Origin of the sequence: Mesorhizobium atlanticum (assembly GCF_003289965.1) — a bacterium.
Classification (GTDB): domain Bacteria; phylum Pseudomonadota; class Alphaproteobacteria; order Rhizobiales; family Rhizobiaceae; genus Mesorhizobium; species Mesorhizobium atlanticum.
The window spans coordinates 65,444-90,930 of the sequence record NZ_QMBQ01000006.1 but is presented as its reverse complement, the minus strand read 5'-3'; the positions used below and the strand labels follow the sequence as shown (position 1 = coordinate 90,930).

Here is a 25,487-nt window from a genome sequence, read left to right as displayed (position 1 = left end):
CGGATGATTAGCTTCGTGACGCTCTTTGCCCGTGATATCGAACGTACGGCTGACGTCTACCGCTTGCTTGGGTTCAAGTTCGTCCAGGAACAGCATGGCTCCGGGCCACGGCACTTGGCTGCCGTCAATGAAGGAATGGTTCTCGAGATCTATCCCGGCGACGATTCCGTCTCACCGGGCACAATGCTCGGCATTGACGTCACCGATCTCGAAGGTATTCGAGCGAGGCTGCTTACAGCCAAGGTTCCCGTCTGGCGAGACATCGAATCCACGCCGGGCATGCGCCGCATCATCGTGGTTGATCCCGAAAGGCGCCAGATATTCATCCGCGAGCGCGCCCGGAGCTAGTGAGCCATGTGCTTCGCATCGGCCGCCAAGAAACCCGGAGTTTCCGGGCTTTGCCTCGCCCCATAAGTTCCATAATCTATCTTATGCGACTTTCTGATATGGCAACGCGAAAGCGAGATGCCACCGCGCCCTGCTCGCCAATGTACGAAGCTGTTGCGGATCACTGCAGATCCGACAGCTCGTCATCGATGATCAGTGCCTGCCGGGCCGTCGCGTCGAGCGCGCAGCTGACCATGATGTTGCTCTGGCGATCGGTGTTGACGGTTTCGGCGGACGCTTCCGCCGCGCATCGCGCGTCGCGATAAGCGATCCAGGCGCGCTGCATCTTGCGGTAGCCGTCCTTCGCCTTGGGCGCGGCCTTGGCCATCAGCGCCGCGTAGGTCGTGTTGAGACGGTCCTCCCACACGGCGACCTCGCGGTTCGCGCAATCGATCAGTCCCAGTTGCGAGCGGCCGTCGTCGGTCTCGAAGGAGCACAACTCGGTCACGTAGTTGATGCACGAGGCAGGCTCGTGTCCGGTGAGCTTGATGGCGTTGTCGATATGGATAGCCGGCGTCGGCGTATCGTTCACGCCGGGAACGTCACCCGGGAAATCGCCGACATATTTCAGGCATTCGGCAAGCGCCGCCTTGTCCGAAACCCGTAATTTCTCCCCAGCCGTTGCCGGCGACAAGGCGGCAAGGAGCAAAGCACAAACCGCCAGCATCAGAACGCTTTTCATCGCTGTAGCCCCATTGTGTTGCGCGAGACGGGAATTGTCGCAAAACTCCGGGCTGAAGCAACCACCCCGCCCCTGGCTGCCACCGACCCGCGGCGCAACAATGAAAGCATCCGGAAAATGACCGCCTTGCCTACCTTTCTCGGCTTTCCCGATCGCCTCCCCGACGGCCGCGTGCCGCGAGCCATGATCTTCGGAGCTGGTCACGGAAGCACCTACCGCGGCAAGGACAGTAGCGGCTATGCCGAGGCCGCCAACGCCATCCGCACCGCCAGCCAAGGCGATGCCTCGCTGGTCGAGCACTGGGATTTCGATCTCGGTGGTCCATTGTTCAATGGCAGACCGGGCTGCTGCACCGACACCGGCGACATCTTGACCATCATGCACGACAATGCCGGCAACCGGGCCCGGATCGAGGCAAGGACGCGCGAGATCCTGTCCTTGCAGGCCGTGCCGATCATGCTTGGCGGCGACGATTCCGTCGTCGTTCCGTTCCTTGCCGGCTTTGCCGACCGTGGACCGATCTGGATCCTGCAGATCGACGCCCATATCGACTGGCGCGACGAGGTGCATGGCGAACGCTACGGCTATTCGAGCCCGATGCGGCGGGCGAGTGAGATGCCGCATGTGGCAGGCATGGTGCAAGTCGGCCTGCGCAGCGTCGGCAGCGCGCGCATCGCCGAAATCGAAGCGGCGCGGGGCTATGGCAGCCGCTTCGTAACAGCCCGCGAGCTTCACGCTCACGGCGTGGAGGTCGCTCTGCGGCATATTCCCGAAGGCGCGCAGGTCGTCGTCACTCTCGACTGCGACAGCCTCGATCCTGGCATCATGCCGGGCGTGGCCGCGCGCACGCCTGGCGGCCTCACCTACACGCAAGCGATCGACCTGATCGCCGGCCTCGGCAAGCGGGCCAGGATCGCGGGGTTCGACCTCGTCGAACTCTATCCGCCCGCCGACATCGATGGCCTCTCCGCCGTCACCGCTTCGCGGCTTCTCGTCAACGCGATCGGCGCTATCGTTCGCCAAATGTAGAAGCTCGGCTACTTCTTAGTTTTTCGGCCAGTCAAGACTCGTTCGGCTCATCTATATTAGTGATTACTGTTTTAGATGCACCTATGTCCGTCGTGCCGATTTTGTAGGCAGTGCGGCTAATTCATCACACTTTATTTTCAAATATTCGTCTATGTTCAAGCACCGATGGGATTTGGGTGGATCGGAGGAATTCAGTGAATAGACTTATTGCAATTGTCGCGCTGGCAGGGCTCAGCGCGACCGCTGCTTCGGCCGCGGATATGGTTAGTCCGGTCGCCGGATCGCCTTATGACTGGAGCGGCTTTTATGCCGGCGCGCATATCGGCGTCGCCAATGGCGACATAAAAGCCACCGACGTCACGCAGCCGGATGGCGGTTTCTTTACCGATGCGGTTCCCGCCGGAACCGAGGGGTTCCATTTCCGCGATACGAATATCGCCGGCGGTGTGCATGTCGGCGCCCAGTATCAGTGGAACCAATTCGTGCTGGGCGGCGAAGCCTCGTGGACTGCGACGGGAATAAGGAAGACGGTCGTCAGCCCCTATTTTCCGGACAGCGATACCGAGACCGGTCGAATCCAGCATTACGCAACAGTGGTAGGCCGGATCGGCTATGCCTTCGACCGCGTTCTGATCTACGCCAAGGGCGGCTATGCCGGCGGCGAGGTCGGCTTCAAGGCGCGCGACAATGACGCTCTCGTCACTTACGAGCAGCACGACTGGCATAACGGCTACGCTATTGGCGCAGGCATCGACTATGCCCTCACCGACAAGCTAAGCCTCGGCGTCGACTACACGCATATCGATCTCGGCTCCAAGACCAGCACCGGACCCAACGTGTTCGACAACGGTTCCCTCGGAAACAATCCGGAGACGTACAAGGTCAAGGCCAGGGCCGAAGTCGTCATGGCGAGGTTGAGCTACAAGTTCGGCAACTGACCGATCGATAGTCCCGAATTGGATTGGCCCGGCCCCGCGCCGGGCTTTCCTTTTTGCGGTCCCTTCAGCGGTCACGGGTGCTGGAAAAACCCGTCGAGAAATGCGGCCGCCACGTCCGAGATGCCGACGATCTTGTTCGTCGCCTGGCGGTAGAATTTGAAATTGAGCTCGCTCTCGGGCCGGCCGTCGTTCCAATCCTTGAAGCGCTTGAGCTCATCGCGGCCCAACCGCCTCTTCGCCAAGGCGGTGCGGCGAATGGAAACGCTGACGCGCGGCGTCTGCCGTTCGAGATCGGGATGTCTGGGGACGGCCTCCGAGGAAGTCACGACGCCGCGTGCGACAAGCCCCTGCCCGCCTTCGTTCTCACTGGCGAACAGGAAGACGGCATCGCCTTGGGCAATGCGCTTGCCGCCATACATGGTTTTCTGGGCGGCGAAGACGAATGTCTCCGCCCGCGGGTCCTCGATCTCGGCCTTGATGGCGTATGCCATGCTCTACGGTTCCCGGCTGAGGCCGACCCGGTAGCTCAGAACGCGCCGGCCGCCCGGCTCGATCAGCATGGCACCAGGCTTGTCGGCGAACTCGCCGTCGAAATCGATGGGACTGGCGATGCCGTGCCAGGGCTCGATGCACAGGAAAGGCGCGCCGCCGGGCTTGGACCAGATGCCGAGCTCGTTGAATCCCTGCCATGACATCTCGATCGCCGGGCCGCGGCCGGCGGTGTAGCGCACGCTGGTGCTGGCCGGCCTGTCGAGGATGACGGCGTCGTCGACGAACAATTTTTCGGAAAGGGGCAGCGTCTTTCCCTCAATGGGCGTCGTTTGCGGGTCCGGCAGCAGCAGACCGTCCTTCAGGCGGCGGACCGGCGCAGGTTCATCGTCGGCGAAGGTCAGCCGATAGGCTTCCTTGGGCAGTTCCGGCAGCAGCGGCCAATTGAACGCCGGATGCGCACCGATCGAGGCCGGCAGCGGCTCGTCGCCGGTATTGGTGATCTCGAAGGTCACGCCGAGCTGCCGGGGTGTCACCTCGTACCCGATGGCGAGGCGAAAGGCGAAGGGATAGCGCGCCCTGGTCTCGGCGTCATTCGACAGAACCAATGTGCAGGAGGTTGCCCCCTGCTCCGCCCAGGCAAAGCGCCGGTCGCGGGCAAAGCCATGCTGCGTCATCGGATAGGTTTGCCCGCGATGCCTCAGCTGATCGCCCTTCAGCCGACCGACGATCGGGAACAGGACCGGCGAATGGCGGCGCCAGGCCGGCCCTGCTTGCCACAGAAGCTCGGTGCCGTCGCCATCGCGCAGCGAGACCAGTTCGGCCCCCTGCCCGACGATGGTCGCCGAAATCCCATCAGCGTGAAGCGTCAGCTGTTCCATTGCGTCCTCGCGGCTGGCTGGTCTGGCCGGCAGGCTAGCAAAAGGCCGCGCGTAAACTCAAGCGCGGCAGACAGCCCCTCTTGGTCGTGGACGCTTTGGGCGCGGTCGACAAAAATGGCCGGAGGTTCCCCTCCGGCCACGCCGAGGTCAGCAATGTTGCCTGCTACGGCCCGACTATTCGCGCTCGCCGGTGAAATTCAGGAGGAGCTGGAAGATGTTGACGAAGTTCAGATAGAGCGAGAAGGCGCCGAAGACGGCGAGCTTCTGCTGCGATGCCGCATCAAAATTCTCCGCATACTGCTCCTTGATGGTCTGCGTGTCCCAGGCGGTGAGGCCGACGAAGACGGCAATGCCGATCACCGAGATGGCGAATTGCAGCGCGGTCGAGCCGAGGAACAGGTTGACCAGGCTTGCGATCACCACGCCGATCAGGCCCATGATCAGGAAGGACGAGAACTGCGTCAGGTCGCGCCTGGTCGTGTAGCCGTAGAGGCTGGTGGCGCCGAACATCGTGGCGGCGATGAAGAAGGTGCGCGCGATGCTGGTCGAGGTGAAGACCAGGAACACCGAGGCAAGCGACAGGCCCATCACCGCGCAGAAGGCCCAGAACATCGTCTGTGCGCTCGCCGCCGACATGGTCTGCATCTTGAACGAAAAGATCATGACGAAGGCGAGCGGCGCCAGCATCACCACCCATTTCAGCGGGCTGGAGAAGATCGGCACGTAGAGCGCCGGCGTCGAGGCCACGAAAAAGGCGACGAGGCCGGTGACGACGAGGCCGAGGCCCATGTAGTTGTAGACGCGCAGCATGTGCTTGCGCAGGCCCTCGTCATAGACGGCTCCGGCCTGGACGCCGGTGCCCATTCGGTATCCCAGATTGGGGCTGTTCATTCGGTTCTCCTTGGTTCTCTGCAAAGCGTCGGGTTTCAGTAGAGAGTTCTGGCGAGTTTCTCTGCGGCTCGATCGAGGCTGCCGGCGTCGCCGCGCCCGACCACCGCATAGGCAACCTCACCGATCTGGAAATAGGCCGACGAAATGTCGTCGGCGGGCGCGACCGTCGGCTTCACCACGTCGAACGTGCCCGGCCTGATGGCGAACAGCGAGACGAGGCCGAGGTCCCTGGTCTCGACCGCCACCTCGACGCTCGGCCCAAATTGCGAGGGATAGACCTGGACGTCACGGATCTTCCAGTCGTCGGGCAGCGATGGCATGACGATCGCGGTGGCGGCGCGGATCTCGTCGGCATCGTAGCCCGGCGCCTCTTTCTGCGACGGCATCGTCTCGCGCACCAAAGTCGTGCGGTGCGCCCTGACCGCGTCCTCGACATAGGTGGGCGGCTGCGTCGAGGCGACCACCTTGGTCACCGCGATCGGCCCGAAAATACCGTTGGCAAGCCAACCCGCCGCGACCAGCACGGCCGCGGCCGCGCCGCGCTGCAGCACCGCAAGCATACGCGCCCTGGCGAGCGCTCTTTCCAGCCGCCGGGCCGCTTCGGTCGTGGCCGGACGGGCCGTGCCGACGGGTCCGGCAAGCGCGACGCGAAGTTCGTCGCGCGTCCTCAGGTCCGACATCACGCGCGCCGCCGCTTCCGGGCGGGCGGCGAGGTGCGCCTCGACTTCGATGCGGCGGGCGACATCCAGCTGATCGTCGACATAGGCGTCGAGATCGGCATCGGTCACGGGGTCGACACTAGCGGTCATTGATCGTCTCCCACGATCCTGAGATGAGGCCTGGCTTTCGGCGGAGCGCCCTCCTCCATCTCGCGCAGCGCGGCACGCGCGCGGCCGATGCGCGACATCAGCGTTCCGAGCGGCACGCCGATGACCTCGGCCGCCTGCTGGTAGGAAAGTCCCTCGATGGCGACGAGATGGAGCGCAGAGCGCTGTTCTTCGGGAAGCGAAAGAAATGCCTGCCTGACCTGCGATAGGCGCACCGAATGGTCCTGCGACGCCGGCACGCTCTGGTCGGCGACAAGACCGACCTGTTCGATGCGCGCCGCCTCGGAGCGGCGCGAGCGCATGCGGTCGATGAACACGTTGTGCACGATCGCCAAGAGCCAGGCGCGCAGATTGCCGCCCGAGCGAAAGGTCGTGCGCCGCTCATAGGCGCGCACCAGCGTGTCATGGACGAGATCCTCGGCGTCGGCGCTGTCGCGCGTCAGCGAGCGCGCGTAGCGCCGCAGCGATCCCAACTGCCCGACAATATCGAAGCGTGCCATCGACTGTTTCATGCCCTGTTTACGGAGCATGTAGGGAATTTAATCCCCTGCCCGGCATTCTTTTCGTGTCGCCGTCTGTGAGGAAACCGCTGGCGCGGCGGGTGCGATTTGCGTATCACTCCGCCGCCATTGGAGTCCTTTTCGATGTTCGAGACCCTGCAGCCCGCACCCGCCGACAAGATCCTTGCCCTGATCGGCCTCTATCGCAACGATCCACGGCCCGGCAAAGTCGACCTTGGTGTCGGCGTCTACAAGGACATCGACGGCAAGACGCCGGTGATGCGCGCCGTGCGCGAAGCCGAGAAGCAGCTGCTGGCCACCCAGGACACCAAGACCTATCTCGGCCTTGCCGGCGATACCGGCTTCAACGCCGCCATGACCAAGCTTACCTTTGGCGACAAGGCCGACCTGTCGCGCATCCGCGCAGCCCAGGCGCCGGGCGGCTCAGGCGCGCTCAGGCTGGTGGCGGAGCTGCTGCAGCGCACGCGCCCCGGCGCGACCGTCTGGCTGTCCGATCCGACCTGGCCGAACCATCCGCCCGTGATGCGCGCCGCCGGCCTTGAGGTTCGCAACTATCCCTATTTCGATGCCGCTTCGGGTTCCGTCCGCTTCGACGAGATGCTGGCGACGCTCAGGACGGCTAACAGCGGCGATGCCGTGCTGCTGCATGGCTGCTGCCACAACCCGACCGGCGCCAATCTCGATCTCGATCAGTGGGCGAAGGTCGCCGACGTTCTCCTGGAGCGCGGCCTGCTGCCTTTCGTTGATATCGCCTATCAAGGCTTTGGCGAGGGCCTGGACGTCGACGCCGCGGGTCTGCGGCTGCTGGCCGGCAGGGTTCCTGAATTGGTCGTCGCCTCGAGCTGCTCGAAGAATTTCGCCGTCTATCGTGACCGCGTGGGCGCCGCGATGATCATGGCCAAGGACGGCGCGCAGGCGGACGTGGCGATGAGCCAGATGCTGGCGGCGGCGCGCGCGCTCTATTCGATGCCGCCGGATCATGGCGCGGCGGCCGTGCGCATGGTGCTGGAAGACGCTGGTCTGAGGAAAGACTGGGAGACGGAGCTCGAGGAGATGCGGCTGCGCATGCTGAGACTCCGCGTCGCCTTCGCAGAGGCGCTGCGCCGGCAGTCCAACTCCGACCGCTTCGATTTCGTCGCCAGCCATCGCGGCATGTTTTCCAGGCTTGGGCTGACGGAGGCACAGGTCGAGCGCCTGCGCACCGAGCATGCCGTCTATATGGTCGGTGACAGCCGCATCAACGTCGCAGGCCTGCCGGAAGACGGCATGGACGATCTCGCCAAGGCGATCGTCTCGGTGCTCGACTGAAGCCTGCGACAGCTGTGGACAAGTCACGCCAGCGAGCCGCCGAGATGGTCGGCTTGCGGGCTGCGCGTTAGGCTTGAGGCTATGAAACCGTCGAAAGACATTTCCCGGCTGATCGAGATCATGGCGGCGCTGCGCGCGCCGAAGACCGGCTGCCCCTGGGATATCGAGCAGAATTTCACGACCATCGCGCCCTACACGATCGAGGAGGCCTATGAAGTGGCCGATGCGATCGCGCGCGGCGATTTCGACGACCTGCGCGAGGAACTGGGCGACCTGCTGCTCCAGGTCGTCTATCACGCGCAGATGGCCGAGGAGATCGGTGAGTTTGCTTTCGGCGATGTCGTCGAGGCCATCACCACCAAGATGATCCGCCGCCATCCGCATGTCTTCGGCGATGAGAAGGCGCGCAGCGCCGGAATGGCCAAGGGCATGTGGGAGAAGATCAAGGCGGCGGAAAAGGCCGAGAAGCGCGACGCCCGCATCGCGCGCGGGCTCGATCCGGAAGATCACGGCAAAGGTTTTCTCGACAGCGTGCCGGTGGCGCTCCCTGCCCTGACGCGAGCGCTGAAGCTACAGGAGAAGGCGGCGCGCGTCGGTTTCGACTGGAGCGAGGCAGCGCCGATCCTCGACAAGATCGAGGAAGAGATTGGCGAATTGCGCGAAGCGCTCGCTACCGGTGACGCGGCTCCGATCAAGGACGAGTTCGGCGACATGCTGTTTGCCGTCGTCAATCTCGGCCGCCACCTCAAGCTCGACTCGGAAGCGGCGCTCAGCGGCACCAATGAAAAGTTCCGTTCCCGCTTCCACTATGTCGAGCAAGCCTTGGCGGCTTCGGGCGATTCGCTGGAGAAGGCGACGCTCGACGAGATGGAAGCACTCTGGCAGCAGGCCAAAAGCGCCAAGTAAACAGCCGGTTAGCTGCCGCTCTTGCGATGCAGGCGGTTCTCTATCTCCTGCCGGGCGCTGTGCGTGGCCGTCAGCGACAGGGTGACGCTGCCATCTTCATTGTCGGCGCGCGAAACGACATCGCCGTTGCGGTAGAGCCAGTCGACCTGGCCGAGCTGGGCCGGGCTCAACGTCACCGTCATCGTTTCCAGCTCGCCCGACACGCGCGCCTCAATGAGCGCTTTCAGCGTGTCTATTCCCTCGCCGGTCACCGCCGAGATGGCGATCGGTGGGGACTTGTCGCTTGCGCCCTGCGCTAGCAGCCGCTCGCGATTGCCTTCGTCGAGCAGATCGATCTTGTTCCAGACCTCAATCACGCGGTTGGTGTCGGCGGCGTCGACGCCGAGATCACCAAGGATACGCTCGACATCCTCAGCCTGGGCCGCCGTGTCGGGATCGGAAATGTCGCGCAGATGCAGCACCAGATCGGCTTCGACGACCTCTTCCAGTGTGGCCCGGAAGGCGGCCACCAGATGCGTCGGCAGGTCGGAGATGAAGCCCACCGTGTCCGACAGGATGATCGGCGTGCCGTGCGGCAGTCGCACGCGCCGCAAGGTGGGGTCGAGCGTCGCGAACAGCATGTCCTCGGCCAGCACCCCTGCCCCAGTCAGCCGGTTGAACAGCGTCGACTTGCCGGCATTGGTGTAGCCGACGATCGCCACCACCGGAAAAGGCACCTTCTTGCGCTTGGCGCGGTGCAGGTCGCGCGTGCGCCGCACCGTTTCCAGCTCGTGCTTCAGCTTGGTGATCTTGTCCTGCAGGATGCGGCGGTCGGATTCGATCTGGGTTTCGCCGGGACCGCCGAGGAAACCGGCGCCGCCGCGCTGCCGCTCGAGGTGGGTCCAGCTGCGCACCAGCCGGCCCTTCTGGTAGTTGAGATGCGCGAGCTCGACCTGCAGCGTGCCTTCCTTGGTGCGCGCCCGTTCGCCAAAAATCTCTAGAATGAGCCCGGTGCGATCGAGCACCTTGGCGTTCAGTTCCTTTTCGAGATTGCGCTGCTGAACCGGCGTCAGCGGATGGTCGACGATGACCAGTTCCGCCTTGCGTTCTTTCACGATGTCGGCGAACTCGGCCACCTTGCCGCTGCCGAGCAGCGTGGCCGGGCGCGGGTCGGCGACCGTCACCACCGCGGTGTGAACCGGGTTGAGATCGATGGCGCTGGCCAGCCCGACCGCTTCATCGTGGCGGGCATCCGCAGAGCGGCTCAGGCGCGGGCGGCTCGACTCTTCGTCGCCGCGCGGCTGGCGGGTAAGCACCGGCACAATGACAACGGCTCGGGTCGGATCCTTGGCTTCCGGCCCGAGTTGATGTCCTTGTTTTCCGCGAACGCTGCGGTCCGCGTCCTTATCACGTGCCAATCAGGCGCCCTGGCTTTCCTCGCCATCGAACATCTGAACCGGCTGGCTCGGCATGATCGTGGAAATGGCGTGCTTGTAGACGAGCTGGGAGTGCCCGTCACGCCGCAACAACACACAAAAATTGTCGAACGAAGTGACGACGCCGGTCAGCTTCACGCCGTTGATGAGGAAGATGGTAAGTGGATTTTTGCTCTTGCGAACTGAATTCAGGAACAGGTCCTGAAGGTTTTGCGATCGTTCCGCCATTTTTCTTGTCTTTCGCCGATCCCCTTCGGTTTGCGGCCAATGCGCCAAATTACGCGGCACCTGTCAAGCGCGCAAACCCCCTCTTGCCGATACAAAGGCAAGCAGAACGAGATAGTTGAGGTTCATACCAGTTGTGCGGTTATCAGGCTGGACTTTTTTCCGCAACGTCAAAAAAGGCCTGCCGCAACGAAAGTGTCATAGAGCCAGGATGGCCATTTGCGATCGGCGCGCCGTCGATTTCGACCACCGGCATGGCGATTGTGGTCGCTGAACTGATGAACGCTTCCCTGGCTGCCTTGGCCTCCGTGACCGAAAAACCACGCTCCTCGATCTTGAGGCCGAGCTTGGCGGCGACATCGAAAAGCGTCGTGCGGGTGATACCGCGCAGGATGCCGTGCTCGGCCGGCCGGGTCACCAGGACGCCGTCCCGGGTCACGATCCAGGCATTGGATGAGCCGCCTTCCTTGACGTTGCCGTCGGCGTCGACGAACCAGGCTTCCTGGGCGCCGGCTTCCTTGGCCTTCTGCTTGGCGAGCACATTGGGCAACAGGCCCGTGCTCTTGATGTCGACGCGGTCCCAGCGATTCTCAGGCACGGTGATGACCTTGATGCCGGTCTCCACCCGCTTCGCCGCCGTGGCCGGATCGGCCTTTCTGGCGGTTATGACCAGGGAAGATTTCGTCCCCGCCGGCGGAAAGACGAACTCGCGGCTGGCGACGCCGCGTGTCACCTGCACATAGACAAGGCCGTTGACCACGCCGTTGCGATTGACCACCTCGCGCAACAGCATCGGCAGCACGCCTTCCGAGACCGGCCAGGCGATCGACAGTTCCTTCAGCGAGCGCTTGAGCCGGGCCAGATGGCGCGGCATGTCGACGATATGGCCACGCGCCACCTCGCAGACCTCATAGACGCCGTCGGCAAACTGGTAGCCGCGGTCCTCGATGTGCACGCTGGCTTGGGCATGGACGACGTAGCGCCCGTTGACATAGGCAATGCGCGGCATGGGCATCCTCAGGGAAATGTCCGGCCTTCTTAGGCGATTCCGCCTCGGCCGTAATGAACAATCGCGTGGGCCAAGCCGCCCTTTGGAGTTTACGCAATTCCGGACGGAAAACCGCCGCGCACTTTTCCTGGAATTGCTTTTACACACCCAGCGACTTCAGCTTACGATGCAAGGCCGACCGCTCCATGCCGATGAATTCGGCCGTCTTCGAGATGTTGCCGCCGAAGCGGTTGATCTGGGCGATCAGATAGTCCTTCTCGAATTGCTCGCGTGCCTCGCGCAATGGCAGCGCCATGATGTGCTGGTCCGACTGGTTGGGCGTGCGTGGCATCACGTCACCGATCTCGGAGGGCAGAAGGTCGGCGGTGATCGGCGCATCGGCTTCCCCGCCACGCGCCAGAATCATCAGCCGCTCGACATTGTTGCGCAACTGGCGAACATTGCCCGGCCAGTTATGCGCCTGCAGCACCGCCAGCGCGTCGTCGCCGATGCGGCGCGGCTTGATGCCGGCCTGGCGCGCGATCTGCTTCATGAAATTGTCGACGAGATAGGGAATGTCCTCGCGCCGCTCGGCGAGCCCGGGCACCATCACCGGGACGACCGCCAGGCGATGGTAAAGGTCCTCGCGGAAGCGGCCGTCGGCGATCATCGCCTCGAGGTTCTGCGAGGTGGAAGAGATGATGCGGACATCGACCTTGACGCGCTTGGTGCCGCCTACCCGCTCGAACTGCTGCTCGACCAGCACGCGCAGGATCTTGTTTTGCGTCTCGCGCGGCATATCGGCGACTTCGTCGATGTAGAGGATGCCGCGATGCGCTTCCTCCAGCGCGCCGACCTTGCGCTCGGTGCCGTTCGATTCGGTGCCGAAAAGCTCGATCTCCATGCGCTCGGGCGTGATGGTGGCCGCGCTCAGCGTGACGAAAGGACCAGCCTTGCGCGACGACAGCGCGTGGATCGCGCGCGCCGTCAGTTCCTTGCCGGAGCCGGACGGGCCGACGATCATGACGCGGCTGTTGGTGGGCGCCACGCGCTCGATGGTCTGCCGCAGCTGGCTCATGGCCGACGACATGCCGATCAGGTCGAAGGTCTCGCCGCTGCGCTGCTTGAGGTCGGAAACCTCACGCCGCAACTTGGACGTTTCAAGCGCTCGCTCGGCGATCAGGATCAGGCGATCGGCCTTGAACGGCTTCTCGATGAAGTCATAGGCGCCGCGCCGGATGGCCGACACCGCCGTTTCGATGTTGCCGTGGCCGGAAATCATCACCACCGGCATGTTCGGATGCATGGTCTTGATCTCGTCGAGCAGCGCCAGGCCGTCGAGGCGCGAGCCTTGCAGCCAGATGTCGAGGAAAATCAGCCGCGGCGCGCGATCGGCGATCGCCGCAAGCGCGCTGTCGGCGTCATGCGCCGTACGGGTTTCGTGACCCTCGTCGCTCAGGATACCGGCGACAAGTTCGCGGATGTCTTCCTCGTCATCGACGATGAGAATGTCAGACGCCATTACCGACCTTTTCAGTTTCTCGTTCGTGTTCGTTTCGACCTTCACCGCGTGGCGGCGCGGCTACGACCGTCGCCGGCGGCAGGATGATCGAGATCATCGCGCCCCGGCCACCATGGAAATCCACTGGCGCGTCGTGCAATTCGAGACGGCCGCCATGGTCTTCCACGATCTTCTTGACGATAGCGAGGCCAAGTCCTGTGCCCTTCTCGCGCGTCGTCATATAGGGCTCGAGAAGCCGTTGGCGATTCTCGCGCGGCAGCCCCTTGCCGTTGTCGATAACATCGATTCGTATGGCGCCATCTTGGCGCCCCGCTTGAATCCGGATTGCGCCGTCCGACCGATCCTCCGAATCAAGTCCGTCAATTGCCTCGGCGGCGTTCTTGATGACGTTGCCGAAGGCCTGCGCCATCAGGCGGCTGTCGAAAGTACCCTTCAACGGCTCGCTGCCGAAATCGCGCTGGAAAGCGATGTCGGGGCGGCTGACCTCGACCAGGAAAGAGGCCTCGCGTAGCGACTCACGCAGATCGATCGCCTTCATCTCCGGCTTCGGCATGCGGGCGAAGGCCGAGAATTCGTCGACCATTCGGCCGATGTCCTCGACCTGGCGGATGATGGTGTCGGTGCACTGGTCGAAGACCTCGCGATCCTCGGTGATGACCTTGCCGTAGCGGCGCCTGATGCGCTCGGCCGAGAGCTGGATCGGCGTCAGCGGGTTCTTGATCTCATGCGCGATGCGCCGCGCCACATCCGCCCAGGCCGAGGAACGCTGCGCCTGGACGAGATCGGTGATGTCGTCGACCGTGACCACGTAGGATTTCTCTTCCTCGCCGTCGTCGCCGGACTCGACGGTGACCTGGACGTTGAAAGTGCGCTCCAGACCGGTGCGGAAGAAGGTCACCTGCTCGCGGTAGACCGGCTTGCCTGACTGGCGTCCGATCTCGAAGACCCGGCCGACAAGGGGCAGGACCGCCGAAAGGTTCTGGCCGAGCGTCGCGCTTGCCGAAATCGCCAGCATGGTTTCGGCCGACCGATTGACGATGGTGATGATGCCGTAGGGGTCGACGCCGATGACGCCGGCGGTGACGCCGGCCAGCACCGCCTCGGAGAAACGCCGGCGCTCGTCGATCAAATCCTTGGCCGAAAGGAGCTCGTTGCGCTGCGATTTGAGCTCGAGGATCATGTTGTTGAAGGTCTCGCCGAGCGAGGCGACATCGCCGTCGGATTGGCGCACAGGCACGGCGACGTCGAGATTACCGGTGGCCACCTCGTCGGCGGCGCCGATCAGCTGGCGGATTGGCCGCACGATCCGGTCGGCAACGGCGATGCCGGTCCAGATCGCTGACAGGATAATGATCAGCGTGAGCGACAGGTAAGGCAATGCAAAGGCGACCTGCGAAGTCCGGCGGTTGTCCTCCAGATTGCGGTATTCGTCGGTGTTGGCCTTGACGATCTGGCGCGCCTTGATGACGTCGGGATCGACCAGCCGGATCGTATAGAGGTAAAGCCCTTCGATCTCGCGCAGCTTGATGATGGCGCCCATGATGTTGCGGGTGCGCGGCTCTATCAGAACCGGCTTACCGTCGGCCGCGGTGTCGACGGCGCCCGGCGGCGGCTCGGGCATCGGGAAATCGGCATCGGTCTTGGCGTTCATGACGAACGAGCCGTCGGGCTTGATCAGGGCCGCATGCGCCAGTCCGCGTCCAACGGCTTCCTTGTTCAGCAGATCGAGGAAACCGCCCCGGTCGAGGCCATAGAGCGTGCGCGAGGCATCGAGATCGTATGCCATCGACAATGTCGTGCCCTGCAGGTTGCGCGCGTTCTCCTGCACATAGGCGTCGGCGATCGACAGCGACGAGTTGACGATCGTCTTGGTGCGGATCTCGAACCAGCGGTCGAGGCCGATGTCGAGCGTGATCGAGGCGATGATCGCCACCATGATGGCCGGGATGGCGGCAACCAGGGCGAACATCGCGACGATGCGCACATGCAGCCGTGAGGCGGCCCTGCCATGGCGCCGCGCCAGGACGATGCGACGCACCTCGCGGGCGATCAGCGCGATCAGGAACAGAACGAAGACGGCGTTGGCCGCGACCAAGGCCCAGGTCGTGTCGGCGGTCGGCGCGATCGGCGTTGCCCCGACCAGGATGGCAAACGAGATCGCCGCCGTGATCACCGCGCCGGCGATGGCGACCACGCCGGGCAGCGCCAGCAGCCGTCGGCCGTCACGCGTGCCGGCCTGACTGAAAAGCGGTTGGTTCAGGGTCGGAGCCTCAGCTGCCATGTCGCGGTACAGAGTCGGTCATTGCGTCGGATGTATGCAACGCATTGTGGCGATTATGCAACAAGTGTGGCCGAGGACGAAATCTTTCCCCCGTCAATTCGCAAATTGCCGCTAGCACGAGGCGGCGCTACGGCTGCCTGGACGACTTGTAGACATTGACGCCAAGCTCGCGAATCTTCTTGCGCAGCGTGTTGCGGTTAAGCCCCAAAAGCTCCGCCGCCTTGATCTGGTTGCCGCGTGTCGCCGTCATCGAGGCCAGCACCAACGGATATTCGACCTCGGCGAGAATACGCTGGTAAAGTCCCGACGGGGGCAGTTCGCCGGCGAAGGAGGCGAAATAGCGCTGCAGGAAATGCTCGACCGCCTGGCCGATCGACAGATCGTCGGGGATGAGCGCACCGCCGTCCGGCACGACCGGCCTCTCGCCGGTCTTGAGCTCGGACTCGATGATCTCCGACGAAATCTCGTCCTGCGAGTAGAGAGCGGCCAGCCGGCGCACCAGGTTTTCCAGCTCGCGAACATTGCCCGGCCAGGGATAGCGCTTCATGAGTTCGATGCCGCCGGACGAAATGCGCTTGGTCTGGAGGCCCTCGCTGGCGCCCTGCTTGAAGAAGTGCCGCACCAGGTCCGGGATGTCCTCGGAACGCTCGCGCAGCGCCGGCAGCCTGAGCGGAACGACGTTGAGGCGATAGAACAGGTCTTCGCGAAAGAGGCCCTGGTTGATCAGCGTGCGCAGGTCCTTGTTGGTGGCCGCAACGATGCGCACGTCGGTCTTGATCGGTGTGCGGCCGCCGACCGTCGTGTATTCACCCTGCTGCAGGACGCGCAACAGCCGGGTCTGCGCTTCCATCGGCATGTCGCCGATCTCGTCGAGGAACAGCGTGCCGCCCTCCGCCTGCTCGAAGCGGCCGCTGGAACGGTTCTGCGCGCCGGTGAAGGCGCCCTTCTCGTGGCCGAACAGTTCCGATTCGATGAGATCGCGCGGGATCGCCGCCATGTTGATGGCCACGAATGGGCCGCCGCGGCGTCGGCCATATTCGTGCAGGGCGCGCGCCACCAGCTCCTTGCCGGTGCCGGACTCGCCGCTGATCATGACCGTGAGGTCGGTCTGCATCATGCGCGCCAGCATGCGGTAGATGTCCTGCATGGCGGCGGAGCGGCCGACCAGCGGCATCGTTTCCGGCTGGTCTTCGGCGCGGGCGTCGAGCTTCGGCCGCTTCGGCTCGGACAGCGCCCGGTTGACGATGTTGAGCAGCTCGGTGAGGTCGAACGGCTTCGGCAGATATTCGTAGGCGCCGGTCTCGGACGCGCGGATGGCGGTCATGAACGTATTCTGGGCGCTCATGACGATGACCGGCAGCTCGGGCCGCGCCTTCTTGATGCGCGGCAGCATGTCGAAGGCGTTTTCGTCCGGCATCACCACATCGGTGATGACGAGATCGCCTTCCCCCGCGGCGACCCAGCGCCACAGGGTCGAGGCATTCGAGGTGACACGCACCTCGTGGCCGACGCGCGACAGCGCCTGGTTGAGCACGGTGCGGATCGCCGCATCGTCGTCGGCGACCAGAATATTGCCGCGAACGCTCATTTGCGGTCTCCTTCAGCTTCATCGCTTGAGCCGGGCGAGGTCTCCTTCCAGGCCGGCATCAGGACGCGGAAAGTGGTGCCGCGCGCAGTCGAATCGCATTCGATGATGCCGCCATGCTCGCCGACGATCTTGGCGACCAGCGCCAGCCCGAGGCCGGAACCATTCGGCTTGGTAGTGATGAACGGATCGAACAGGATCGGCAGGATGTCTTCCGATACGCCGGGGCCGTTGTCATGCACGCAGAATTCCAGCGGCAGCGAGACTCGGTCCTGCGTTCCAGGTACCGAAACGCGGATGCCGGGACGAAAGGCCGTCGACAGCATGATCTCACCCTGCGGATCCGATCCGATCGCCTCGGCGGCATTCTTGACCAGGTTGAGGAAGACCTGGATCAGCTGGTCACGGTTGGCGAAGACCGGAGGCAATGATGGATCATATTCCTCCAAGATCTTGATTCGCCTGGCAAAACCGTTCTTGGCGATCGCCTTCACATGATCCAGAACGACGTGGATGTTGACCGGAAAACGCTCGATCGGCCGCTCGTCGGAAAACACTTCCATGCGGTCGACCAGCGAGACGATTCGGTCGGTCTCGTCGGTGATCAGGCGGGTGAGCGCCCGGTCCTCGTCGGAAGCCGACAGTTCGAGCAACTGGGCGGCGCCACGAATGCCCGAGAGCGGGTTCTTGATCTCGTGCGCCAGCATGGCGGCCAGGCCGGTGACGGAGCGCGCGGCACCGCGATGCGTCATCTGGCGGTCGATCTTGTCGGCCATCGACCGTTCCTGGAACATGACGACGACGGAACCCGGAAACTCCGGCACCGGCGCGACATAGAGATCGACCATCTTCTCGATGCCGAGGCGCGGCGACGATACGTCGACGCGGTATTCGTTGACCGGCGCGCGGCGCTCGCGCACCTGGTCGACCAGCGTCAGCAACGGGCTGCCGAAGGGCACCAGCTTGGACAGCGTGTTGCGGGCAAGCATGGTCGCGCTGGAGCGGAAGAAGTCCTCGGCATCCGCGTTGGCGAAAGTGATGAAGCCGTCAGGATCGACCATGATCACCGGGCGGCGGATGGTGTTGAGCACGATGTTGGCGGCGTCCGCCATGCCAGTCGGCTGTGGGGCGTCTGCCTTCATGCCGCGCTCCGCAGGCTGTCCGACGGCGAGCTGTCGGTGAATACGCGGCGCAATTCGGCGACGACCTCAGCCGGTTCGAACGATGTGAGGATACGCTTGCGTTGTTCGGCGCAAACACCTGGAGCGTGGCGATCAAGATACCAGCCGAGATGCTTGCGCGCCTGGCGCAGCCCGCTTTCGATGCCATAGAGCGCGAGCATGTCCTCGTAATGCGAGACGACGTAATCGGTTAACTCTTCCGGCGTCAGTGGGATACTCTGTGTGTTTGCGACGCCCGCGGCCGTCGCAATACCGCCGGCTATCCATGGCGCGCCATAATGCGCGCGACCGATCATCACCGCGTCGGCGCCGGAAAGTTCTAGGATCGCCGCCGCTTCCTCAGGCGAGCCGACATCGCCATTGGCCACCACCGGGATCGAGACGGATTGCTTGACGCGCGCGATGGCGCGCCAGTCGGCCTTGCCTTGATAGAACTGGCAGCGCGTGCGGCCATGAACGGTCACCATCCTGACGCCGGCCTGTTCGGCGCGCCGGGCCAGCATCGGGGCGTTAAGCGCGCTTTCGTCCCAGCCGAGCCGCATCTTGACTGTCACCGGCACCGAAACGGCGCCGACCACCGCCTCGATCAGCGACAGCGCGTGGTCGAGGTCGCGCATCAGCGCCGAGCCGGCATAGCCGCCGGTCACCTTCTTCGCCGGGCAGCCCATGTTTATGTCGATGATATCGGCGCCCTCGCCCGCCGCGATGCGCGCCCCTTCGCCCATGTGAACGGCCTCGCGGCCGGCAAGCTGCACCATATGCACCGGCAGGCCGGAATGACGTATGCGCAGGTCACAGCCGGCTCTGCCTTTGGCCAGCTCGCCGCTCGCCACCATTTCCGACACGACCAAACCGGCGCCATGCGCGTGGGCGCGCTGCCGGAACGGCTCGTCGGTGATACCGGACATCGGCGCGAGGAAAACCCGATTGCGGATTTTCACGCCGCCGATATCGAGTGGCGATGCCAGTGTGGTCGCTTCAGCCATGCACAAAAACCAAGCATGTTCGATCGTTGCACATTCTCTAGCCAGAAGTGCGGCGTTGTGCAACGCGCAATGACGTCACATTAAGGCGCATTTTGGAAAATGCTGGCCTTCGGCCATCACCCCGACTAGAGCATGATGCCGAAAAGTGTGATCGGTTTTCGGCCGACATCATGCTCTACTTCTTTGATTTAGAGACGGATTCAGATTTCAGGTCGAAATCGACCTGAAATCATCCGTCTCTAGGACCGATCGGAATGAGCGAGGCAAGCGAAAAGCAAGCGGTGTCCCCAAGCGGCGGGATCGGGGTGGTGATTGTTGCCGCCGGCCGAGGCGCGCGCGCCGGTCAGGCCGACGGTCCGAAGCAATATCAGCGCATCGGCGGCCGCGCCGTTATCGCCCATACCCTGGATATCTTTCTCTCCCATCCGTTGATCGGCCCGGTTGTTGTCGCCATCCACGCCGACGATGCCGAGCTTTTGCAACGCGCCGCAGGGGCGCATGCCGAGCGTCTCATCACTGTTATCGGTGGCCCGTCGCGCCAGGCCTCCGTCCGGCTCGGACTCCTCGCGCTGAGGGAGCGGGCACCCGCAAAAGTGCTGGTGCATGATGCCGTACGCCCGTTCGTCGACGCCGGGCTGATCGATCGCACCATCGAAGCCATCGGCGAACGCAATGGCGCGCTGCCGGCGCTGCCCGTCGCCGATACGCTGAAGCGGGAATCGGCTACCGGCATGATCGACGAGACGGTGTCGAGGGCCGGCCTTCATGCGGCGCAGACGCCGCAAGGTTTTCCGTTCTGGCCGCTGCTCGCCGCGCATGAGAAGGCGCATCATCTGGGCAAGACGGAATTCACCGACGACGCGGCGATTGCCGAATGGGCACAGATACCGGTCAAGATCGTTCCGGGATCGCCGGACAACGTCAAGCTCACCTGGGCAAGGGACATCGCATTGGCCGACCAGCGGCTCACGAGCGCGCAGCAGCGCTTCCCGGATATTCGCACCGGCAATGGCTACGACGTGCATGCGTTCGAGCCCGGCGACCATGTCACGCTCTGTGGCGTCGCCATCCCCTATGACCGCAAGCTCTCTGGCCACTCAGACGCCGATGTCGGGCTGCATGCGCTGACCGACGCGTTGCTTGCCACCTGCGGCGCCGGCGACATCGGCACGCATTTCCCGCCATCGGACCCGCAATGGAAGGGGGCGGCCTCAAGAATCTTCGTCGAGCACGCGGCAAAGCTGGTGCGCGAGCGCGGCGGCCGCATCGCCAATGCCGATATCACGTTGATCTGCGAGGCGCCGCGCGTCGGCCCGCATCGCGCGGCGATGACGGAGGCGCTTTCGGCTATGCTCGGCATCGCCCCCGAGCGCATTTCGGTCAAGGCGACGACCAATGAGAAGCTCGGCTTTGTCGGGCGCGGCGAAGGCATTGCCGCGATCGCCACCGCCAGCGTCGTCTATCCCGGAGAGGTGCCCGCATGAGCAACGCCGAACTTGCAAACGCCCTGCTCCAAGCCTGCGAGCAGCGCGGCATCATGCTAGCGACGGCCGAGAGCTGCACCGGCGGCCTGATCATTGCCGCGCTGACCGACATCGCCGGGTCTTCCGTCGTGGTCGATCGTGGCTTCATCACCTATTCCAACGAAGCCAAGATGGAGATGCTCGGCGTTTCCGCGGCCACGCTCGACGCGCATGGCGCGGTCTCGCGCGAGACGGTGCTGGAGATGGCGGCAGGCGCGCTGGCGCATTCGCGGGCAAGCCTGTCGCTCGCCGTCACCGGCATTGCCGGTCCCAGCGGCGGCTCCGCGGACAAGCCGGTCGGTCTTGTCTGGTTCGGAATTGCGCTTGCCGGGCAGCCCGTCGTCGCCGAACAGCAGTTGTTCGGCCAAAAGGGCCGCGAATTCATCCGGCACGAGACGGTGCGCCACGCGCTGCAACTCGGGTTGCAAGCGCTTGGTCAGGATCGGGCTGGGTGAAAATCAGGTCGGCTTCGCGCCGTAGATGACGTCGGCGCGCTTCTCGAAGGCTTCCGAGAACATGCGGAAGGCGCGGTCGAACATCGTGCCCATCAGCGCGCCGAGAATGCGGCTCTTGAATTCGTAGTCGATGAAGAAATGCACCTCGCAGCCGCCGTCGGCAGGATCGAAGCGCCAGATGTTGCTGAGATATTTGAACGGGCCGTCGATATATTTGACGTCGATGGCATTCTCGTCGGGCTTCAGCAGCACTTGTGTCGTGAATGTCTCGCGGATCGCCTTGTAGCCGATGCTCATGTCGGCGACCAGGATGGTGCGGCCGTCGCGCTCCTTGCGCGAGCGCACGGTGAGCGATTCACAGAGCGGCAGGAATTGCGGGTAGGCCTCGATATCGGCCACCAGCGCGAACATCTCTTGCGGTGTATGCGCGACGCGGCGTGTCGCCTCGAATTTCGGCATTGAGGGTCAGCTGGCCTTTGCGAGCTGCGCCTCGCGCGCCGCGCGCAGCCGGGCGAAATCCTCGCCGGCATGGTGCGAGGAGCGCGTCAGCGGGCTCGATGCCATGAGCAGAAAACCCTTGGTCTTGCCGATCGTCTCGTAGGACTTGAACTCGTCCGGCGGGATGAAGCGGATCACCGGATGGTGCTTCTTCGAAGGCTGCAGGTACTGGCCGATGGTCATGAAGTCGACATTGGCCGAACGCAGATCGTCCATCAGTTGCAGCACCTCGTTCCGCTCCTCGCCGAGGCCGACCATGATGCCGGATTTGGTGAAGATCGACGGGTCGAGTTCCTTGACCCGCTGCAAAAGCCGGATCGAATGGAAATAGCGTGCGCCGGGCCGGACCGTCAGGTAGTTCGACGGCACGGTTTCGAGATTGTGGTTGAAGACGTCGGGCTTGGCCGCGACGACAATTTCCAGCGCGCCGTCCTTGCGCAGGAAGTCGGGCGTCAGGATTTCGATCGTCGTCGAGGGCGTTGCCGCGCGGATGGCGCGGATGACGTCGGCGAAATGCTGCGCGCCGCCATCTGCAAGGTCGTCACGGTCGACCGACGTGATGACGACGTGGCTCAGCCCCATTTGCTTCACGGCGTGCGCCACGCGCGCGGGCTCATCCGGATCGAGCGCGGTCGGGATGCCGGTCGCGACATTGCAGAAGGCGCAGGCGCGCGTGCAGATCTCGCCCATGATCATGAAGGTGGCGTGCTTCTTGTCCCAGCATTCGCCGATATTCGGGCAGCCGGCCTCCTCGCACACCGTCACCAGCTTGTGCGACTTCACGATCTCGCGCGTCTCGGCATAACCTTTGGAAACCGGCGCCTTGACGCGGATCCAGTCGGGCTTGCGCAGCACCTCCTGGTCGGGCCGGTGCGCCTTCTCGGGATGCCGCGGGCGCGGCCGGTTGGCGATCGTGTCTACGACTGTGACCATCTCGAACCCTTCGCGACCGCTATTTCGACGGCCGGCTGTCTTTCGTCATCTAGGACTTTTCGCGGCAAAGAAAAAGGCCGGGGCGGCGCATGCCGCCACGGCCATTTTCGCATAGCGGCTTTCGTTCAGCGGCGAACGAGCCGTCCGACAAAGATCAGCAGGCAGGCCCCGATGAAGCCGGTGATCAGATAGGCGACCCAGCCGACGCCGAAAGACTGGATATTGAGCGCTTGCAGGATCGCGTTCAGCACCACAGCGCCGACGATGCCCATGATGATGTTCATGAAGATACCGGTGTTGCTCTTCATGACCATCTCGGCGAACCAGCCCGCCAGACCGCCGACGATGATGGCTGTGATCCAGCCGACGCCATTCATATGCATGTGCCAATTCCTCCTCGATCAGGTCAAAATGCATCCGGATACGAGCTGCCTTGCCGTCAGATTTCTCCGGCTGCCGCGTGTGAGTCTCGCAAGGCGAATTTATCATGCGTTCAAAGCGCGACCATAGGCGTCGAGCACGCTCTCCTTCATCATCTCCGACAGGGTCGGATGCGGGAAGATCGTGTGCATCAGCTCTTCCTCGGTGGTCTCCAGGTTCATCGCCACGACAAAACCCTGTATGAGCTCGGTCACCTCGGCGCCGACCATATGCGCGCCGAGAAGCTGACCCGTCTTCTTGTCGAAGATGGTCTTGACGAAGCCCTGGTCCTCGCCGAGCGCGATCGCCTTGCCGTTGGCGCTGAACGGGAAGCGCCCGACGCGGATGTCCTTACCTTCGGCCTTGGCCTTGGCTTCGGTCAGGCCGACGGACGCGACCTGCGGGCTGCAATAGGTGCAGCCGGGGATCTTCAGCTTGTCGATGGGATGCACGCCCGGGAAATTGGCGATCTTCTCGATGCAGACGACGCCTTCATGCTCGGCCTTGTGCGCGAGCATCGGCGGTCCGGCAACGTCGCCGATGGCGTAGATGCCCGGCACATTGGTCTTGCCGTAGCCGTCGACGACGATGCAGCCACGGTCGGTCTTCACGCCGAGCGCCTCGAGGCCAAGATTTTCGATGTTGCCCTGCACGCCGACGGCCGAGATCATGCGATCGGCGGTGATCTTCTCGACCTTGCCGTCCTTCATCTCGACATGCGCGGTGATCGAATTTGCACCCTTTTCGACCTTGGTCACCTTGGCTTCGAGGATGATCTTCATCCCCTGCTTCTCGAACTGTTTCTGCGCGAATTTCGAGACCTCGGCGTCCTCGACCGGCATCACCGCGGGCAGCAGCTCGACCACCGTCACGTCGGCGCCCATGGTGCGGTAGAAGGAGGCGAACTCGATGCCGATGGCGCCGGAACCCATGACCAGCAGCGATTTCGGCATTTCCTTCGGCACCATCGCCTCGAAATAGGTCCAGATCAGCTTGCCGTCCGGCTCGATGCCGGGCAGCGCGCGAGGCCTGGCACCGGTCGCCAGGATGATGTGCTTGGCTGTGTAGGTGCCCTCGCCCTTGACGCCCTTCGGCACCGGCGGCTGCGGTTCCATCGCCTTCTTGGCCGTCTTTGAAACGACGACCTCACCGGGCTTGGAGAGCTTCGCCTCGCCCCAGATGACGTCGACCTTGTTCTTCTTCATCAGGAAGCCGACGCCGGTGTTCAGCCTGAGCGACACTTTTCGCGAACGATCGACCACCGCGGCCGTATCGGGGCTGACCTTGCCGCCTTCGAGCTTCAGGCCGTAGTCCTTGAGGTGATCCGAATAATGCATGATCTCGGCCGAGCGCAGCAGCGCCTTGGTCGGGATACAGCCCCAGTTGAGGCAGATGCCGCCCAGATGCTCGCGCTCGACGATCGCCGTCTTGAAGCCAAGCTGGGCGGAGCGCACCGCCGTGACATAGCCGCCGGGGCCTGAGCCGATGATGATGACGTCGTAGGATTCAGCCACGGGTTTTTCTCCCTGATCTTTCTGAAGGTTAGAGTGAGAGCATGACGCGCACGAGCGGCGCCAGAGCCTGACCGATGCGCCGCGTGTTCTCGGCATCGAGATGGACGCCGTCGAGCGGCGTGGTGACGGCCACCGTGCCGGCGTCGAAGAAGCCGCAGCCCACCTCGTCGGCTAGCGCCGAATATTGCGGCGCCAGACGCTTGGAGGCGTCGTCGCCGCCGGCGAACATTTCCTTGAACTCGGCATTGTCGGTGCGCGTCACCGCCGGCGGCGCGACGATGAGGATCTGGGGTGCCGGCCAGTCGAACGGATAGTCGTGGCCGCGCACGATGTCGATCAGGCGCTGGATGCCTTGCTTGGCGGCGACCGGATTGCCGTGGACCCATGGCTTCATGTCGTTGGCGCCAAGCATGATGATGATCAGGTCGAGCGGCGCATGGCTGGTCAGGATCGTCGGCAGCACACGGGCGCCATTGCGGTCGGCGCCGGCCAGATGGTCGTCGAAGGCCGTGGTGCGGCCGTTGAGGCCTTCGGCGATGACCTGGATATCGCCGCCGAGCTCAGCCCCCAGCACGCTCGGCCAGCGGTTTTCCAGCGCATGGCGGCCGAGGCTGGCGGCGTCGTAGCCCCAGGTCAGCGAGTCGCCGTAGCATAGAATTGTCTTCACGCTTCTGCCCCGCTTCTACCAAACCCGGCTGTCGAACGCTTGAGCCGCCAGCGCACGAACAGCCATTGCACGACGATGGTCACGACGCCGGGCAGGACCAGCCCGGCAACGATCGACAGGTCGCTTGCGGTCGCCCTGTTCTCGGCCGGGACCGAGAACGTCCAGCCGGCGAGCGCGACCAGGATGATCGCGAAGACAGCAAGCAGCCACCGGAGCATCCGGTCCACCGCCCGGATCGGCTCGGCGCGGAACTGGACCAGAAAGAAGCCGACCGTCACGACGATGAGGATCATCGCCGTCGCCGCGAAGACCAGAATGTATTCTTCCGTCGCACCGGTGAGCACGGCCAGTTGCTGAACCACCAGCCCGCCGGCGAAGCCGGAAAGGACGAAGGCGAAAAGGCTGGTGAAGAGTTTCCGCACCGCCTCTTTCCCT

27 protein-coding genes are annotated in these 25,487 nt (G+C 63.8%); 7 read left to right on the top strand and 20 right to left on the bottom strand.

All coding sequences use genetic code 11. The annotated features are described in order from the left end of the window. Window positions 1-3: 3 nt before the first annotated feature. Window positions 4-348 carry a VOC family protein gene (locus DPM35_RS21180; protein ID WP_112129207.1) on the top strand — a complete coding sequence of 115 codons (345 nt, stop codon included), beginning with the start codon at window positions 4-6 and terminating at the stop codon, window positions 346-348. Window positions 349-508: 160 nt separating this feature from the next. Here the strand turns inward: DPM35_RS21180 and DPM35_RS21175 are convergent, their stop codons facing one another. Further along, window positions 509-1,069, bottom strand: a complete 561-nt coding sequence (locus DPM35_RS21175; protein WP_112129206.1) for a lysozyme inhibitor LprI family protein — start codon at window positions 1,067-1,069, stop codon at window positions 509-511. A gap of 117 nt (window positions 1,070-1,186) precedes the next feature. On the opposite strand from DPM35_RS21175, the gene DPM35_RS21170 reads away from it, so the two are divergent. After that, window positions 1,187-2,098: an agmatinase gene (locus tag DPM35_RS21170; protein ID WP_112129205.1), complete on the top strand. Its 912-nt coding sequence runs from the start codon at window positions 1,187-1,189 to the stop codon at window positions 2,096-2,098. Window positions 2,099-2,292: 194 nt separating this feature from the next. Next, window positions 2,293-3,036, top strand: coding sequence for an outer membrane protein (locus tag DPM35_RS21165; RefSeq protein WP_112129204.1), 744 nt, complete (start codon window positions 2,293-2,295; stop codon window positions 3,034-3,036). 71 nt (window positions 3,037-3,107) lie between these two features. Here the strand turns inward: DPM35_RS21165 and DPM35_RS21160 are convergent, their stop codons facing one another. The 5 genes from DPM35_RS21160 to DPM35_RS21140 form a co-directional block, all read right to left on the bottom strand. Beyond that, window positions 3,108-3,527: a hypothetical protein gene (locus DPM35_RS21160; RefSeq protein ID WP_112129203.1), complete on the bottom strand. Its 420-nt coding sequence runs from the start codon at window positions 3,525-3,527 to the stop codon at window positions 3,108-3,110. A gap of 3 nt (window positions 3,528-3,530) precedes the next feature. After that, window positions 3,531-4,406 carry an aldose 1-epimerase family protein gene (locus DPM35_RS21155; protein ID WP_112129202.1) on the bottom strand — a complete coding sequence of 292 codons (876 nt, stop codon included), beginning with the start codon at window positions 4,404-4,406 and terminating at the stop codon, window positions 3,531-3,533. Window positions 4,407-4,580: 174 nt separating this feature from the next. Then, window positions 4,581-5,297 carry a Bax inhibitor-1/YccA family protein gene (locus DPM35_RS21150; protein WP_112129201.1) on the bottom strand — a complete coding sequence of 239 codons (717 nt, stop codon included), beginning with the start codon at window positions 5,295-5,297 and terminating at the stop codon, window positions 4,581-4,583. A gap of 35 nt (window positions 5,298-5,332) precedes the next feature. After that, complete coding sequence (locus tag DPM35_RS21145; protein WP_112129200.1) at window positions 5,333-6,106, bottom strand: anti-sigma factor family protein; 774 nt, start codon at window positions 6,104-6,106, stop codon at window positions 5,333-5,335. Beyond that, window positions 6,103-6,636 carry a sigma-70 family RNA polymerase sigma factor gene (locus DPM35_RS21140; protein WP_425373400.1) on the bottom strand — a complete coding sequence of 178 codons (534 nt, stop codon included), beginning with the start codon at window positions 6,634-6,636 and terminating at the stop codon, window positions 6,103-6,105. Before DPM35_RS21140 ends, DPM35_RS21145 begins: the two co-directional genes overlap by 4 nt. A 132-nt stretch (window positions 6,637-6,768) precedes the next feature. On the opposite strand from DPM35_RS21140, the gene DPM35_RS21135 reads away from it, so the two are divergent. Continuing rightward, on the top strand, window positions 6,769-7,953 hold the full coding sequence (locus tag DPM35_RS21135) for an amino acid aminotransferase (RefSeq protein WP_112129198.1): 1,185 nt from the start codon (window positions 6,769-6,771) through the stop codon (window positions 7,951-7,953). Between the two features lie 81 nt (window positions 7,954-8,034). After that, complete coding sequence (mazG, locus tag DPM35_RS21130) at window positions 8,035-8,859, top strand: nucleoside triphosphate pyrophosphohydrolase (protein WP_112129197.1); 825 nt, start codon at window positions 8,035-8,037, stop codon at window positions 8,857-8,859. Window positions 8,860-8,867: 8 nt separating this feature from the next. Here mazG and hflX read toward each other — a convergent pair whose 3' ends face one another. From hflX to dusB, 8 genes are all read right to left on the bottom strand, one after another. Further along, window positions 8,868-10,256, bottom strand: coding sequence for a GTPase HflX (gene hflX / locus DPM35_RS21125; RefSeq protein ID WP_112129196.1), 1,389 nt, complete (start codon window positions 10,254-10,256; stop codon window positions 8,868-8,870). Then, window positions 10,257-10,502, bottom strand: a complete 246-nt coding sequence (hfq, locus tag DPM35_RS21120) for an RNA chaperone Hfq (RefSeq protein WP_006202172.1) — start codon at window positions 10,500-10,502, stop codon at window positions 10,257-10,259. A gap of 142 nt (window positions 10,503-10,644) precedes the next feature. Beyond that, window positions 10,645-11,508, bottom strand: coding sequence for a D-amino-acid transaminase (locus tag DPM35_RS21115; RefSeq protein ID WP_112129195.1), 864 nt, complete (start codon window positions 11,506-11,508; stop codon window positions 10,645-10,647). A 139-nt stretch (window positions 11,509-11,647) separates the two neighbouring features. After that, window positions 11,648-13,009 carry a nitrogen assimilation response regulator NtrX gene (ntrX, locus tag DPM35_RS21110; RefSeq protein WP_112129194.1) on the bottom strand — a complete coding sequence of 454 codons (1,362 nt, stop codon included), beginning with the start codon at window positions 13,007-13,009 and terminating at the stop codon, window positions 11,648-11,650. Beyond that, entirely contained in the window at window positions 12,999-15,290 is a 2,292-nt protein-coding gene (locus DPM35_RS21105; protein ID WP_112129193.1) for a sensor histidine kinase NtrY-like, read from the bottom strand. Before DPM35_RS21105 ends, ntrX begins: the two co-directional genes overlap by 11 nt. A gap of 127 nt (window positions 15,291-15,417) precedes the next feature. Further along, window positions 15,418-16,878, bottom strand: coding sequence for a nitrogen regulation protein NR(I) (ntrC, locus tag DPM35_RS21100; protein ID WP_042642300.1), 1,461 nt, complete (start codon window positions 16,876-16,878; stop codon window positions 15,418-15,420). Beyond that, window positions 16,875-18,017 (bottom strand): two-component system sensor histidine kinase NtrB, encoded by a 1,143-nt coding sequence (locus tag DPM35_RS21095; protein ID WP_112129192.1) that lies wholly within the window; start codon window positions 18,015-18,017, stop codon window positions 16,875-16,877. Before DPM35_RS21095 ends, ntrC begins: the two co-directional genes overlap by 4 nt. Further along, on the bottom strand, window positions 18,014-19,042 hold the full coding sequence (gene dusB / locus DPM35_RS21090) for a tRNA dihydrouridine synthase DusB (RefSeq protein WP_112129191.1): 1,029 nt from the start codon (window positions 19,040-19,042) through the stop codon (window positions 18,014-18,016). The genes DPM35_RS21095 and dusB overlap by 4 nt, the downstream gene beginning before the upstream one ends. Before the next feature lie 254 nt (window positions 19,043-19,296). On the opposite strand from dusB, the gene DPM35_RS21085 reads away from it, so the two are divergent. Together DPM35_RS21085 and DPM35_RS21080 are read left to right on the top strand one after the other, a co-directional pair. Next, entirely contained in the window at window positions 19,297-20,526 is a 1,230-nt protein-coding gene (locus DPM35_RS21085; RefSeq protein ID WP_112129190.1) for a bifunctional 2-C-methyl-D-erythritol 4-phosphate cytidylyltransferase/2-C-methyl-D-erythritol 2,4-cyclodiphosphate synthase, read from the top strand. Continuing rightward, window positions 20,523-21,020, top strand: a complete 498-nt coding sequence (locus DPM35_RS21080; RefSeq protein ID WP_112129189.1) for a CinA family protein — start codon at window positions 20,523-20,525, stop codon at window positions 21,018-21,020. Before DPM35_RS21085 ends, DPM35_RS21080 begins: the two co-directional genes overlap by 4 nt. Before the next feature lie 3 nt (window positions 21,021-21,023). On the opposite strand, the gene DPM35_RS21075 is transcribed toward DPM35_RS21080, so the two are convergent. The 6 genes from DPM35_RS21075 to DPM35_RS21050 all read right to left on the bottom strand — a co-directional run bounded on the left by DPM35_RS21075 (window position 21,024) and on the right by DPM35_RS21050 (window position 25,474). Next, window positions 21,024-21,479 (bottom strand): type II toxin-antitoxin system RatA family toxin, encoded by a 456-nt coding sequence (locus tag DPM35_RS21075; protein WP_112129188.1) that lies wholly within the window; start codon window positions 21,477-21,479, stop codon window positions 21,024-21,026. Between the two features lie 6 nt (window positions 21,480-21,485). After that, window positions 21,486-22,451 carry a lipoyl synthase gene (lipA, locus tag DPM35_RS21070; RefSeq protein ID WP_112129187.1) on the bottom strand — a complete coding sequence of 322 codons (966 nt, stop codon included), beginning with the start codon at window positions 22,449-22,451 and terminating at the stop codon, window positions 21,486-21,488. Between the two features lie 125 nt (window positions 22,452-22,576). Next, window positions 22,577-22,834, bottom strand: coding sequence for a GlsB/YeaQ/YmgE family stress response membrane protein (locus DPM35_RS21065; protein ID WP_040982931.1), 258 nt, complete (start codon window positions 22,832-22,834; stop codon window positions 22,577-22,579). 102 nt (window positions 22,835-22,936) lie between these two features. Next, window positions 22,937-24,385 (bottom strand): dihydrolipoyl dehydrogenase, encoded by a 1,449-nt coding sequence (gene lpdA, locus DPM35_RS21060; RefSeq protein WP_112129186.1) that lies wholly within the window; start codon window positions 24,383-24,385, stop codon window positions 22,937-22,939. A 28-nt stretch (window positions 24,386-24,413) separates the two neighbouring features. After that, the gene (locus DPM35_RS21055; RefSeq protein WP_112129185.1) at window positions 24,414-25,052 is read right to left on the bottom strand and encodes an SGNH/GDSL hydrolase family protein; all 639 of its coding nucleotides are present in this window, start codon (window positions 25,050-25,052) and stop codon (window positions 24,414-24,416) included. Then, window positions 25,049-25,474, bottom strand: coding sequence for a hypothetical protein (locus DPM35_RS21050; protein WP_112129184.1), 426 nt, complete (start codon window positions 25,472-25,474; stop codon window positions 25,049-25,051). The genes DPM35_RS21055 and DPM35_RS21050 overlap by 4 nt, the downstream gene beginning before the upstream one ends. Window positions 25,475-25,487 lie beyond the last annotated feature (13 nt).